13 protein-coding genes are annotated in these 12,546 nt (G+C 72.1%); 8 read left to right on the top strand and 5 right to left on the bottom strand.

Annotated features, from left to right (window positions below):
* Nucleotides 1–86: 86 nt before the first annotated feature.
* Both JO379_RS05140 and JO379_RS05135 read right to left on the bottom strand, forming a co-directional pair.
* Nucleotides 87–767, bottom strand: coding sequence for a response regulator transcription factor (locus JO379_RS05140; protein ID WP_130876535.1), 681 nt, complete (start codon nt 765–767; stop codon nt 87–89).
* Nucleotides 764–2,011 (bottom strand): sensor histidine kinase, encoded by a 1,248-nt coding sequence (locus JO379_RS05135; RefSeq protein ID WP_130876534.1) that lies wholly within the window; start codon nt 2,009–2,011, stop codon nt 764–766. The genes JO379_RS05140 and JO379_RS05135 overlap by 4 nt, the downstream gene beginning before the upstream one ends.
* Nucleotides 2,012–2,178: 167 nt before the next feature.
* On the opposite strand from JO379_RS05135, the gene JO379_RS05130 reads away from it, so the two are divergent.
* On the top strand, nt 2,179–2,406 hold the full coding sequence (locus tag JO379_RS05130; protein ID WP_242625923.1) for a hypothetical protein: 228 nt from the start codon (nt 2,179–2,181) through the stop codon (nt 2,404–2,406).
* A gap of 106 nt (nt 2,407–2,512) precedes the next feature.
* Nucleotides 2,513–2,905, top strand: a complete 393-nt coding sequence (locus JO379_RS05125; RefSeq protein ID WP_209514116.1) for a VOC family protein — start codon at nt 2,513–2,515, stop codon at nt 2,903–2,905.
* A 58-nt stretch (nt 2,906–2,963) separates the two neighbouring features.
* On the opposite strand, the gene JO379_RS05120 is transcribed toward JO379_RS05125, so the two are convergent.
* Complete coding sequence (locus tag JO379_RS05120; protein ID WP_209514114.1) at nt 2,964–3,890, bottom strand: zinc-binding dehydrogenase; 927 nt, start codon at nt 3,888–3,890, stop codon at nt 2,964–2,966.
* A 253-nt stretch (nt 3,891–4,143) separates the two neighbouring features.
* Here JO379_RS05120 and JO379_RS05115 point away from each other — a divergent pair, with 253 nt between their 5' ends.
* Together JO379_RS05115 and JO379_RS05110 are read left to right on the top strand one after the other, a co-directional pair.
* Entirely contained in the window at nt 4,144–5,178 is a 1,035-nt protein-coding gene (locus JO379_RS05115) for a PLL family lectin (protein WP_130876531.1), read from the top strand.
* Between the two features lie 277 nt (nt 5,179–5,455).
* The gene (locus JO379_RS05110; RefSeq protein WP_209514112.1) at nt 5,456–6,604 is read left to right on the top strand and encodes an alpha/beta hydrolase; all 1,149 of its coding nucleotides are present in this window, start codon (nt 5,456–5,458) and stop codon (nt 6,602–6,604) included.
* 17 nt (nt 6,605–6,621) lie between these two features.
* Here the strand turns inward: JO379_RS05110 and JO379_RS05105 are convergent, their stop codons facing one another.
* Complete coding sequence (locus JO379_RS05105; protein WP_130876529.1) at nt 6,622–7,383, bottom strand: SDR family oxidoreductase; 762 nt, start codon at nt 7,381–7,383, stop codon at nt 6,622–6,624.
* Nucleotides 7,384–7,563: 180 nt separating this feature from the next.
* Between JO379_RS05105 and JO379_RS05100 the strand changes: the two genes are divergently transcribed.
* Nucleotides 7,564–8,208: a helix-turn-helix domain-containing protein gene (locus JO379_RS05100; RefSeq protein ID WP_209514110.1), complete on the top strand. Its 645-nt coding sequence runs from the start codon at nt 7,564–7,566 to the stop codon at nt 8,206–8,208.
* Entirely contained in the window at nt 8,205–9,554 is a 1,350-nt protein-coding gene (locus tag JO379_RS05095) for an MFS transporter (RefSeq protein ID WP_209514107.1), read from the top strand. The genes JO379_RS05100 and JO379_RS05095 overlap by 4 nt, the downstream gene beginning before the upstream one ends.
* Before the next feature lie 42 nt (nt 9,555–9,596).
* Here the strand turns inward: JO379_RS05095 and JO379_RS05090 are convergent, their stop codons facing one another.
* Nucleotides 9,597–10,499, bottom strand: a complete 903-nt coding sequence (locus JO379_RS05090) for a LysR family transcriptional regulator (protein WP_130876526.1) — start codon at nt 10,497–10,499, stop codon at nt 9,597–9,599.
* Nucleotides 10,500–10,602: 103 nt separating this feature from the next.
* Here JO379_RS05090 and JO379_RS05085 point away from each other — a divergent pair, with 103 nt between their 5' ends.
* Together JO379_RS05085 and JO379_RS05080 are read left to right on the top strand one after the other, a co-directional pair.
* Nucleotides 10,603–11,535 (top strand): NAD-dependent epimerase/dehydratase family protein, encoded by a 933-nt coding sequence (locus JO379_RS05085; RefSeq protein ID WP_209514105.1) that lies wholly within the window; start codon nt 10,603–10,605, stop codon nt 11,533–11,535.
* Between the two features lie 69 nt (nt 11,536–11,604).
* On the top strand, nt 11,605–12,516 hold the full coding sequence (locus JO379_RS05080; RefSeq protein WP_209514103.1) for an aldo/keto reductase: 912 nt from the start codon (nt 11,605–11,607) through the stop codon (nt 12,514–12,516).
* The last annotated feature ends 30 nt before the right edge of the window (nt 12,517–12,546 follow it).

Genomic DNA, 12,546 nt, shown 5'->3' with positions numbered 1-12,546 from the left:
GCCGGGCCGCCCGGACGCGACGGGGAAGACGCGCGGGAACACGCAGCGTGACGCCTCGCTCCGGGCGGCGGAGACCCCGCGGCCGCTCAGGACTCCGCGTCGAGCCGCCCGGCGTCATGCGCGAGCAGCGCGATCTGCACCCGGTTGTTCAGGTCGAGCTTGGTCAGGATCCGCGAGACATGGGCCTTGACGGTCGCCACGCTCATGAAGAGGGCGGCGGCGATCTCCGCGTTCGACCGGCCGCGCCCCACCGCGATCGCCACCTGGCGCTCGCGGTCGTTCAATCGCGCCAGCCGCTCCCGCGCCTCCGCGCCGCGATCCGGCCCCCGGTCCGTCACCCGCTCGATGAGCTGCCGGGTCACCGTGGGGGAGAGCACCGGGACACCGGCCGCGACCCGGCGCACCGCCTCGACGATCTCCGCGGGCGGAGTGTCCTTGAGCACGAAGCCCGCGGCCCCTGCCCGCAACGCCCGCAGTACCTGCTCATCGGCGTGGAACGTGGTCAGCACAATGACCTCCGGCGGAGACTCCCGGCGGCGCAGCGCCTCCGTGGCCGCCAGCCCGTCCACCGACGGCATCCGGATGTCCATCAGCACCACGTCGGGGGAGTGCCGGTCCACCAGAGCGGCGACCTCCGAGCCGTCGGCCGCCTCACCGACGATCTCCAGGTCGGGCAGCCCGCCGAGCATGAACGACAGCCCGGCCCTGACGAGCGGGTCGTCGTCGACGAGCAGGACGCGGATCGGCGGGGTCTGCGGCACGTTCATGTCCGCCACGGTAGCCAGCCGTGCAACCGGAAGCCGCCGTCGGCAGTGGGTCCGTGGGCGAGTCGGCCCCCGGCGAGGGTCGCGCGCTCGGACAGCCCGATCAGACCCTGGCCGGAACCGGGCACGGCACCGCTCTCCTCCTTGCCCGCCGGATTGACCACCTCGATCGTGAGCCCCTGCCGCCGGTCACCGGCGGTCCGTACGGCCACCTCGGCACCCGGGGCGTGCTTACGGGCGTTGGTCAACGCCTCCTGGACGATCCGGTAGGCCGTACGGCCCGTGGCCGGCGGCACGCTCCGCGGATCGACGACCCGGCTGTCGAACGTCACCACCATGCCCGCCTGCCGTGACTCCTCCACCAGATCGTCCAACTCCGCGAGGGTGGGCTGTGGCCGGCCCGCCTCGGCACCGTCGACACCGCCGGGGGCACGCAGCACACCGATCACCTCCCGCAGATCCTGCAGCGCCTGATGCGCGCTGTCGCGTATCACCCCGGCGGCCCTGGCCACTTCGGCCGGCGGCGCGTCCGGGCGGAACTCCAACGCCCCCGCGTGGACGCACAGCAGAGACAGCCGGTGCGCCAGCACATCGTGCATCTCGCGGGCGATGTCCTCCCGGGCGAGGCGCTGCGCCCGCTCGGCACGGAGCCCGGCCTCGGCCTCGGCACGCCGGGCACGCTCGCGCAGCGACACCACCAACTGGCGGCGCGAGCGCAGGAACATGCCCCAGCCGATCACCGTCAGCACCAGCAGCACCCCGGCCACGGCCGACACGATGAACGTCAGATCGGGGTCGGGCCGGACGGCGGCCGAGACGGGGGCCGTGACCAGGGCCAAGGCCCCCACCGCGGCCACCGCCTTGAACGGCCGGTGCACCGCGACCGTGAACACCGCCACCAGCATCGCGCCCGCCGCGCACGGTGCCACGACGGACAGCACCACGAGGACGACCGCGAGCCCCACCGGCCACCGGCGGCGCAGCCACAACGCCGTGCAGGCCGCGGCTCCTATGAGCTGATCGGCGAGGAGGAGGGCGCCGGGGACGTCCGGATCGTGCCGCAGGGACTCCACGACCAGCAGCCCCACCACGCCGGCGACGGCGAGGCAGCAGATGTCGACGACCCAGTCGCGCACGGTGCGCCGCGATCCGTCGCCGGCGGTGCCGGGGTCGGCGACGGCGGACGGGAGCAACCACGGATACGCCGAATCCGCACCCGTCACGCTCCCCGATCGCCTGCCGTCCATGCCGGTCAATCTACCCACCGGTGCCGGGCGGCGGGGGCGTCGGCCGGTGAGCGGCGACCAAAGTCGCGCGGGTCGAGACTTTCGGACCGATGCATCGTCTGCGGGGCTACTTTCGGTGTGACGAAGCGCAGCCCTTCGGGCGATGACCGGGGCGGGGGAGAGGGGCGATGATCGGACACATGAAGAAGATCCTCGAAGTCCTCGGTTTCATCCTCGTCGTGCAGGGCGCCATGGCCGTCCTGCACCAGGTCACCGACTGGTTCGGTAACTGGGGCGTGGTGCGGCACATCGGCTTCCTCGACGGCTACGAGCTGTACGCCGGCATCGTGCTCGCGGTGTTGGGCATAGCCATATGTGTCGCCTCGGACCGGGGAAAGCGGCAGACGGGCGTCTGACGCCCGGGACTTGACCGCGCGGGGCGCCGGGCTTTCAATATCGTCAGCGTCGCGTGTCGCCGAGCAGGAGTGCCGGGGCATGGAGGTGCGGGGACATTGGATTTCCATGGCGGTTCAGCTCAATCACACCATCGTCGGAGCCCATGACAAGTGGGCGTCGGCACAGTTCCTGACCGAGATCCTCGGTCTGACGCCACCCCGGGCGGCCGGGGTGTTCGTAGCGGTCCAGCTCGACAATGACGTCACTCTCGACTTCGCGGAGCCGGGCGCCGACCACATCCGCTGCCAGCACCTCGCGTTCCTGGTGAGCGAGGACGACTTCGACGCGGCCTTCGCCAGTATCCGCGAGCGCGGGCTGATGTACTGGGCGGACCCGCGTCAGCAGTTCCCCGGTGAGATCAACACCAACGACGGCGGCCGGGGCGTGTACTTCCTCGATCCCAACGGTCATGCGCTGGAGCTGATCACGCGCCCGTACGGCAGCGGCGGGAGCGCCTGAGTTCTCTCGGTGTGTTGACCCCGGCCGGCCGTCGCGGATGACGGCGGCCGGGCGGGGCTCAGCCCACGGTCAGCACGGCCTTGCCCGGCAGCCGGCCGTGCGCCATGTCTTCCAGGACCGCCGCTGTCTCACCCCAGTGACCGCGGTGGCCGATCTCCACCCGCAGCCGGCCTTCCGCGGCGAGGTCCAGCAGGCCTGCCACCTCGCGCGCGTCCGCTTCCGCTCCTCCTACGGGGCGGCTGAAGTGACGGAGCGTCAACGGCGGGCCGCCGTCGAGGAGGCCGAAGAAGTCGAGGGTCAGCGGCTCGCCTCCCGCCTGGCCGAACCACAGGATCCGCCCACCGGTGCGCAGGGCGCGGGAGGTCGTCGAGCCGAGCGCGCCGCCGACGGACTCCAGCACGATATCGAAGCCGCCCGACGGCAGGCTGTCCACGTCGTGAAGCACCCTGACGCCCAGCGCGGCCATGTACCGGCAGGAGTTTCGCTCCGTCATGACCGCGGTGACCTCGGCACCACCGGCCAGGGCGAGTTGGGCGAGGAGCCCGCCGACCCCGCCACCGGCCCCGGTGACCAGGAGCCGACGGCCTGTCAACGGTCCGGCCTCCGCCAGCAGCCGGCGGGCCATGAGTCCCGCCAGCGGCAGGGCCGCCGCGGCCGGGGAGTCGACACCGGCCGGGACGGGCGTCAGCCGCGCGGCCGGCGCGGCGGCGAGTTGGGCCGCGGCCCCGCCGGAGGGCAGATGGAGGACGACGCGCACACCCGCGGCGGGCCCGCTCCCGTCGGCCGCCGGTCGTTCGACGTGCCCCACGGCGTCGATGCCCGGGCGGTAGTGGGTGCCGGGCGCGCTCAGGCAGAGGAGGTCGAGCCGGCTGAGGGAGAAGGTGCGCACGCGGACGAGGGCCTCGTGGGCGGCGGGGCGTGGTGCGTCGACGTCGCTGATCTCGGTGAGACGGCCGGGTCGCCCGGTGGGCGTGAGTGCGCGCATGACGGCTCCTGTGCGGTTCGCTCGGGTCGCTCTTCCACTGAAACGGCAGTACGGCTACCGGATTTCGACCGTAACAGTGAAAACGGTGGCACCACTACCGTTTTGTGGGGACCGGCCGGACGGGCCAGTCCGGTTTGTCCGGCCTGAGCGCCGATATCGCGCCAGCTCAAACTGAGCTCTGTCCTTCCTCGCGGCCATGGATAAGTTGGGACGCGGCGCGACAACTCGGCAACCATTCGATCGAGGAGTTTGCATGCCCGTCTCCACCGCACCCGGTACGAAGTGGGGCAACTGGACGAACCTGGAGGGCGGCATCTTCGCCGAGCCCTCCGCCGCCCTCAACTCCGACAATCGTGTCCAGGCTTTCGTCCAGGGCGGCGCCAACGCGCTCTGGACCATCTGGGAAACGCGCGACCGCGGTTGGAGCCCCTGGAAGAAGATCGAGGGCTCACGCATCGAGGGCGTACCCCATGCCCTCCGTGGCAGGGACGGAAAGATCCGCGTCTTCTACCGCACCCCCGACCAGCACCTCGAGGTCGTCACCCAGACCGCCGTCAACGCCCCCTTCGGCGCGCCCCAGCGGATCGTGACCAACATCGGCGGCGACCCGGCGGCGGCGCTCAACGGCGACGGACGCATCCAGATCTTCTTCCGGGGCACCGACGGCGCCCTGTGGTACACGCGCAACCAGGGCCTGGCCTACGAGGCCTACACCGCGCCCACGTCCCTCGGCGGCGGCATCCACGCCACCCCCTCCCCGGTCCTCGACGGCTCCGGCCGACTCGTCGTCGCCGTCAAGGGCGGCAACGACACGCTGTACACCATCCAGCAGAAGGCATCGAACGCCGCCGACGCGTGGGACGCCTTCCAGCAGCAGACCACCGGAGTCACCACCCGGCCGTCCGCGGTCATCGACGCCGCCTCCCGCGTCCAGATCTTCTACCGCGGCTCGGACGGCTCGGCCTGGCGCGTCGGGCAGAGCGACGACTACGACGCCTGGCAGACCTCCGCGTCGCTCAAGGGCCAGATCATCGATCGCCCCACCGCCTGCCTCGGCCAGGACGGCCGGGTCAACGTCCTGGTCAAGGGCACCGACAAAAAGCTGTGGGTCACGGTCCAGACGGCCGAGAACGCCGCCGCCTACGAGGCCTTCCAGACCCTGGAGGGCGTCATCGGCGACGTCCACGTCAGCCCCGTGATCATGAACCGGGTGGGGTTGCTGTATGTGTTCACCCAGGGCTCCGGCACCGCGCGGAACCTCTGGCTGCAGCGGCAGAACTGGGCGTGACACCACCGGTGAACCGGGCGTGGCGTCACCGGTGAACCGGTCGTGACGCCACCGGGTTCCCAGGCCGCGTGCACTACGGGCACCCGCTGCCCGTAGTGCACGCGGCGGCGTCCGCACCGGTAGCGCGCGGCGGCGTCCACTGCCCGGTATGGCGTCACACCTGCCCCACCCCCTACTCGGGTATCACCCCCGGTTTGGCTCCGGGGTGTGACGCGGTGTCAGCCGTCCTCTTCCTACCTTTCCCTCCTCCGCAGCACCGGAAGAGGGAGAGTCATCCATGCGCCGCTTCAAGCGCACACTGGCCGCCGTCGCGCTCGCCACGACGGTCGTCGCGGGCACGGCGGGCTGGGCCACCGGCAGCGAGCAGACCGCTGTCACCGGCCCGCCGGCCGGTACCGCCGCCTGGCGCGCGGACGACGCCCTGCACCGCCCGCTGCCCGACCCCGCGACCGCCGCCCCCGCCGACGTCGCCCGCTTCTTCGCCTCCCTGACCGAAGCGCGGCGCACCGAACTCGCCGTCCGCCACCCGCTGGTCGTCGGCAACCTCGACGGCGCGCCCGTGGCGCTGCGCTACGCGGCCAACGCCCGGGCGATCGCGGCCGAGCGCGCCAAGGAGCGCGCCCGGGCCGCCGACCCCGGACTCGCGAAGTACGAGCGGCTGCGCGCCGGCGAGCTGGCGGACCGCTACGCGCGGCTCCTCGCCCCGGGCCGGCAGATCCTCGCCTTCGACCCGCGCGGCCGCGGCCAGGTCGCCGAGGTCTACGGCGACTGGGCGGCGGCGAAGCGCACGGCGGTCGTCGTGCCCGGCTCGGACATCGACCTCGCCTCCTTCGACCGCACGCACGACCGGTACGGCGCCCCGGCCGGGATGGCCGCCTCGCTGCGGGCCGAGATGGCCCGTCAGGCGCCCGGTGTCCCGACCGCCGTGATCGCCTGGGCCGGGTACACCACCCCCGTCGGCGTCGGACTGGACGCCGCAACCGGCCGTCTCGCGAAGGCGGGCGCACCGCGCCTGGACCGCTTCCTCGGCGGGCTCGCGGCCCTCGGTTCCACCGCGCCCGCGGTGTTCTGCCACAGCTACGGCTCGGTCGTCTGCGGCCTGGCCGCCCCCAACCTCGACCGCGCCGAGGCGGCCGACCTCGTCGTCCTCGGCAGCCCCGGCGTCCGCGCCGACTCCGCGGCCGACCTGCGCACGGGGGCCCGGGTCTGGGCGGTCCGCCGTGACAGCGGGGACTGGATCGGCAACATCCCCAACGTCCGGCTGCTGGGTCTCGGCCACGGAGCCGACCCCACCTCGGCGGAGTTCGGCGCCCGGGTCGTCTCCTCCGCCGGCGCCCACGGCCACTCGGGCTACTTCGCGCCGGGCACGCAGTCGCTGCGGAACTTCGCCAGGATCGCCCTGGGCGCGTACGAAGCCGTCCGCTAGGGACGTGCCCTCGCGCGCTACCGCGTCGTGTAGCCGCCGTTGGCGAAGAGGGTCTGGCCGGTGATCCACCAGCCGTCGGTGGCCAGAAAGGTCACGATCGGCGCGATGTCCTCGATCTTGGTGAGCTGGTTGGCCATGGCCTGGGATTTGTGGAACTCGACGCGCTCGGGCGTCTCCTGCCCGTAGAAGAAGGGGGTGTCCATCGGACCGGGGGCGATGTTGTTCACGGAGATGCCGCGCGGGGCGAACTCCTTGGCCGCCGCCCGGGTGAAGTGCTCGACGGGGGCCTTGCAGCCCGCGTAGGTGGAATAGCCGTCGGTGAAGGCCGCCAGCAGTGATGTGACGATGGTGATGACCTTGCCGTTGTCGTTGAGGTGCTTCCCCGCCTCGCGGATGAAGAAGTACGCGGCCTTGGCGTTCACGCCCGCCATCCGGTCGTACTCGGCTTCGGTCGTCTCCATGATCGGCTTGCGCAGCACCATCCCGGAGGTGTTGACCGCCACGTCGATCCCGCCGAACCGCTCCTTGGCGGTGGTGAACAGATCCTCCACGACGTCCACTTTGGTCAGGTCGCCCTGGATCGTCTCCGCCTGTCCGCCGGCCGCCTCGACCGCCTTCGCGGTGGCCACCGCGTCGTCCTTGGTGCCGTCCGAGTGGTAGTGCACGACCACGTTCGCGCCCTGGTCGGCGACGGTGCGGCTGATGAGGCCGCCCAGGTTCTTCGCCCCGGCGCCGACCAGGACGACCTTGCCCTTGAGGGACTGGTTGCTGCCGCTCATGTCACTGCCTTTCTCCGTGTCGCCCGCGGTCCGCGCGGGTGCGGGTCACGCCGCCCAGCCTTGCCCAGCCGGGGGCCCTTCGCAGCTCGGGGCGTGCCGGCGGGAGATCACCCGAAACTGCGAAGAGTTCTTCGCGAAGAAGTGTTTGCGAAGAACTCTTGGCGGTTTAGGGTGATCGGCATGGCAGAAGTCAGTAGGGAAGAGCGAGAGCGGGCGGACGGCCCGCACCCCGAGACTCACGTGGTCCTGGACGCCAAGGGCCTGCGCGCCATGGCCCACCCGGTGCGCGTGCAGTTGGTCGGACTGCTGCGCGCATACGGTCCGTCGACGGCCACCCGCCTCGCCGAACGGCTGGGCCTGGGCTCGGGAGTGACCAGCTATCACCTGAGACAGCTCGGCGCCGCCGGATTCGTCGAGGAGGACACCGACTGCGGCAACGCGCGGGAGCGCTGGTGGCGGGCCGTGCACCAGGGCACCTGGCTGACCGACAAGGGCCTTGCCGACTGCGAACCCGAGGCCATGACGGCCTACCGGCGGTCGGTGGCCGACGCCCATGCGCAGCGTGCCCGGCTGACACTGGACGCGCTGGAGGTCATGCCGCGCCCCTGGCGGGACAACCTCAACCTGAGCGACTGGTCCCTGCGGCTCACTCCCGAGGAGGCCGCGAGCCTGGGGGAGGAGCTGAGAGCCGTCGTCAACCGCTACCGCCGGGACGCGCCCGAAGCGGGATCCGGTGCGCCGGAAGGCGCCGAACGCGTCGTACTGATCACACACATCCTGCCCGAGGTGGACGCCGCCGCCGAGTCGGCAGGGGAGACGCCGTGACCAAGGCAGTCCGGTGGGCGGGAGGCATATCCGGCCGGCGCAGTATCCGGCCGCTGGCCGCGGTGCTCGCCGCCACCGTCGTATCGCTGACCGGCACCCGGGTCTCGGCCATCGCCCTGCCGTGGTTCGTGCTCGTCACCACCGGCAGCGCCACCCGGACCGGCCTCGTCGCGTTCTGCGAAATGACCCCGTACGTGGTCGCCAAGGCACTCACCGGGCCGCTCGTCGACCGCGTCGGCCCGCGCGTCGTCTCCTGGACCACCGACTCGCTCAGTGCGGTCGCCGCGGGCCTCGTTCCCCTGCTGTACGCCGTGGACCTGCTGCCCTTCTGGCTGTTGCTGGTCCTGGTGGCCGTCATCGGGGCGGTGCGCGGCCCCGGTGATCTGGCCAAGGACATCATGGTCCCGGAGGCGGCCGAACGCAGCGCGGTCCCCCTGGAACGGGCCACCGGAATCTCCGGTGTGACCGAACGGCTCGCCTCCACCGTCGGCCCGGCGGCGGGCGGCGCGCTGGTGGCCCTGCTCGGCCCGCAAGCGGGCCTTTTGGTCAACGCCGCCTGTTTCGCCCTGGGTTCGGTGATCGTCGGGCTGGCCCTGCCCCGTGGCATGGGGCACGCCGCCGAGTCGCCCGCCACGCCGGAAGGCGGGAAGGGGCCGGGCTACTGGCGGCGCTTCGGCGAGGGCTTCACCTTCCTGCGCGGTGAACCCCTGTTGCTCACCATCATCGTCACGGTCGGCATCACCAATCTGCTCGATGCGGCCTTCATGACCGTCCTCGTACCGGTCTGGGCCAAGGAGTCCGGCGGTGGCCCCGCCGCGATCGGACTGATCAGCAGCGTCGCCGGCGTCACCGCGGTCCTCGGCAGCCTCGTCGCGGCCGCCGTGGCCCACCGGCTGCGCCGCCGGCTGGTGTTCTTCGCCGGCTTCCTGATCGTCGGCGCACCACGGTTCCTGGTCCTCGCCTCCGGCGCGCCGATGTGGGCGGTGTTGGCGGTCTTCGCCGTCGGCGGCTTCGGCGGCGGATTCCTCAACCCCATTCTCGGAGCGATCTCCTTCGAACGCGTACCACGCCAACTGCTGGGCCGGGTCCGGGCCCTGGGTGGCTCGCTGGCCTGGGCGGGCATTCCCCTCGGCGGTCTGCTGGCCGGGGCGGCGGTGGCCTCGTTCGGCCTCGTACCGGTGCTCGTGGCGGGCGGTGCGGCGTACTTCCTCACGACCAGCCTGGCCGGGCTGCGCCCCGAATGGCGGGAGATGGACCGGCTCCGCGGCGCCGGCCGCGCACCGGACGAGGCGTCCGGCGCAGATGCGGGAGTGGAGGCGCGCGAAAAGGAGATGCCGCGCTCCTGACCCTGATGTGATGCGCGCTGCCGGACCGTGACTTGCCCGCGGCTACGGCACCGACCCGACCAGGGCGGACAGCAACGCCTCGACGTGCGGCTGGGGCCGGGCGCGATGCCGGGAGGCGGTGGCCACGCCGATGTAGCGTGCGGGGCGCGGCGGGTCGATGGGGATGACGACCACACCGCTGACCGACGGATCCAGGGCGATCCGCGGGACGAGGGAGACGCCGACACCCGCGGCCACCAGGGTCTGCGCGAAGAAGAAGTCGGTGGTGGCGGCCGAGACACGCAACTCCGAGCCGGCGAGTTCGGCATAGCGGTGCATGAAGGCCTGGGCCCTCATGCATCCCATCACCCAGCGCTCCCGCACGAGTTCGGCCAGGTCCAGGCTCGCCCGGCCGGCGAGGCGGTGCCCCACCGGCAGCACGGCCGACATCGGGTCGTCCATCAGCGGCACCCAGTCCAGCCCGGACCGGTCACCGGGCCGGACCGGCAGCGGGCCGTCGAAGTGATAGGCGAGCGCGATGTCGGCCCGCCCCTCGCGCACCAGCGGCAGGCTGTGCTCCGGCTCCTTCTGCAGCACGGTCAGTTCCACCTCGGGGTGCTCGGCGACGAAGCGGGTCAGCACCGGCGGCAGCAGCCGGTGACCACCACTGGTGAACGTCGCCACGGTCAGCTTCGTGCGCCCCGTCGCCAGCCGGTCGATCTGCTCCCGGGCATGCGACAACTCCGCCGAGATCGCCTCGGCGGCCTCGACGAGGAGCCGCCCCGGCTCGGTCAGGGAAACACCCCGCGTGCTGCGCTCGACGACCTGGGCGCCGAGTGTCCTTTCCAGTGCGGCGATCTGCTGGGAGACGGCGGACGGTGTGAGCAGCAGGGCGGCCGCGGCCTTGTTGAAACTGCCGCTCCGGGCGACCTCGCGGAGCGTACGGAGCCGCTGGACATCGATCATCAGTCGCCCTTCATACGGGTTAAGCAAGTCACCACTTCTGCTGATGATCGCATTCCGTCAGGCTCGTGCACACAGCAAGACGAGCACTCCGGGAAGAGGACACATGAAGCATGTGGGCGTCATCGGCGGCAGCCGCTACTTCGGCAGGCACGTGGTGCTGCGGCTCCGGGACGCGGGGGCGCGGGTGACGGTCGTCAACCGTGGCTCGTCGGCCCCGCCGCCCGGCGTCGACCACGTGATCGCCGACCGCGACGACGAGAGCGCTCTGGGTGCGGCGCTGGGGAACCGCACCTTCGACGCGGTCATCGACCAGGTCTGCAACACACCCCGGCAGGCCGCCGTCGCCCGCCGCGTCTTTCACGACCGCACCCCGCGCTACGTCATGACCTCGACCATCGAGGTCTACGACCCGGCCTCCTCCGACGCCATCGACCCGGCAACGCCGGGCAGCGGGGTCCCCGAGGAGGCGATCGATCCCACCTCCTGGCCCGTCCGCCACGAACTTCCCTGGAACGAAGGGGAGTTCCGGAACCGGCACTACGGCGAGGGCAAGCGCCAGGCGGAAGCGGAGTTCGCGCGGGACCCGGCGTTCCCCTTCGTCGCCGTCCGGTCCGGACACGTCCTGGGCGGCGGCGACGCCGACTTCACCGGCAGGCTGCGCCACTACGTCGAGCGCGTCCGTACCGGAAGGCCCGTCGACATCCACCGCGTGAACCACCCGTCCTCGTTCATCGGCGAACACGAGATCGCGGACTTCCTGGTCTGGACGGCGGGCGCGGACTTCCTCGGCCCCGTCAACGCCCGCTCCCACGGCGAACTCGACGTGACCGACCTCTGCGCGCGCATCGCCGGACAAGGCACCCGCGCGGCGGCCTACCGCACGGTCGAGCCGGGGAGCGAGGCATCGCCGTTCGCCTTCGACCGCTACTACGGCATGGACAACTCCCGAGCCGAAAGGCTCGGCTTCCGCTTCTCGGACACGGCCGACTGGCTGCCGGGCGCCATCTCCGAGCAGATCGCCGCGCTGAAGCACTGAAGCACTGATGGCCTGAAGCGCCGAAGCCGCTATCCCACCACCCCACCCGAGTACAGAGAGGTTTCCCTCATGCGCGCACGCCGCCTGGGTGATGTCCACGTCAGCGCGATCGGCCTCGGCGCCATGCCGCTGTCCGTCGAAGGCAGGCCAGACGAGGACGCGGCCATCACCACGATCCACGCGGCCCTCGACGCCGGAGTCACCCTCATCGACACCGCCGACTCCTACCACTGGCACGCGGGCGAAACCGGACACAACGAGTCGCTCGTCGCCCGCGCCCTGACCCGCTACGGCGGCGACACCGGATCGGTCCTGGTCGCCACCAAGGGCGGGCGCGGCAGACCCGGCGACGGTTCCTGGACCGTGACCGGCACGCCCGACCACCTCAAGAACGCCTGCGACGCCTCACGCCGACGCCTCGGCGTCGACACGCTCGGCCTCTACCAGCTCCACAAGCCCGACCCGCGGGTCCCGTGGGCCGAGTCCGTCGGCGCCCTCGCCGAACTCCTCGACGCGGGCAGGATCCGTGCGGCCGGCATCTCCAACGTCGGCACCGAGCAGATCCGCGAGGCCCACGCCGTACTCGGCGGCCGCCTGGCATCCGTACAGAACCGCTTCTCCCCGGCGGTCCGCGACAGCGCCCCCGAGCTGCGGCTGTGTGAGGAACTCGGGGTGGCGTTCCTGCCGTGGAGCCCGCTCGGAGGCATCTCCAGAAGCGTCCTGGAGGGCCCCGTGGCGGACGATCGACGTACGGCACACGCGACGTACGAGCCGTTCCACGAGGTCGCCCGTGAGCGCGGCGTGAGCCCGCAACGGGTCTGCCTCGCCTGGCTGCTGGCCCTGTCCCCGGCCGTCGTCCCCATCCCGGGCGCGCGCCGCGCGGCGTCGATCCGCGACTCCGCGGCCGCCGCCGACCTCGTCCTCAGCGCCGAGGAGACGGCCCGGCTCGGACGCCCCGGCCTCGCTGTCCCCGGGCAGTGAGAGGCCGGGGATCGTCACCGGCCTGCCGGC

The organism is Streptomyces syringium, from assembly GCF_017876625.1.
GTDB lineage: Bacteria > Actinomycetota > Actinomycetes > Streptomycetales > Streptomycetaceae > Streptomyces > Streptomyces syringius.
The sequence above is the reverse complement of the archived record's forward strand: the minus strand, read 5'-3'. Positions and strand labels throughout refer to the sequence as shown.

Coding starts and splice junctions, on each gene's coding strand:
- JO379_RS05135 (WP_130876534.1), bottom strand. CDS start 2,011: ATGGACGGCAGGCGATCGGGGAGCGTGACGGGTGCGGATTCGGCGTAT.
- JO379_RS05100 (WP_209514110.1), top strand. CDS start 7,564: ATGGCAGAAGTCAGTAGGGAAGAGCGAGAGCGGGCGGACGGCCCGCAC.
- JO379_RS05110 (WP_209514112.1), top strand. CDS start 5,456: ATGCGCCGCTTCAAGCGCACACTGGCCGCCGTCGCGCTCGCCACGACG.
- JO379_RS05140 (WP_130876535.1), bottom strand. CDS start 767: ATGAACGTGCCGCAGACCCCGCCGATCCGCGTCCTGCTCGTCGACGAC.
- JO379_RS05115 (WP_130876531.1), top strand. CDS start 4,144: ATGCCCGTCTCCACCGCACCCGGTACGAAGTGGGGCAACTGGACGAAC.
- JO379_RS05080 (WP_209514103.1), top strand. CDS start 11,605: ATGCGCGCACGCCGCCTGGGTGATGTCCACGTCAGCGCGATCGGCCTC.
- JO379_RS05120 (WP_209514114.1), bottom strand. CDS start 3,890: ATGCGCGCACTCACGCCCACCGGGCGACCCGGCCGTCTCACCGAGATC.
- JO379_RS05090 (WP_130876526.1), bottom strand. CDS start 10,499: ATGATCGATGTCCAGCGGCTCCGTACGCTCCGCGAGGTCGCCCGGAGC.
- JO379_RS05105 (WP_130876529.1), bottom strand. CDS start 7,383: ATGAGCGGCAGCAACCAGTCCCTCAAGGGCAAGGTCGTCCTGGTCGGC.
- JO379_RS05130 (WP_242625923.1), top strand. CDS start 2,179: ATGATCGGACACATGAAGAAGATCCTCGAAGTCCTCGGTTTCATCCTC.
- JO379_RS05085 (WP_209514105.1), top strand. CDS start 10,603: ATGAAGCATGTGGGCGTCATCGGCGGCAGCCGCTACTTCGGCAGGCAC.
- JO379_RS05125 (WP_209514116.1), top strand. CDS start 2,513: ATGGCGGTTCAGCTCAATCACACCATCGTCGGAGCCCATGACAAGTGG.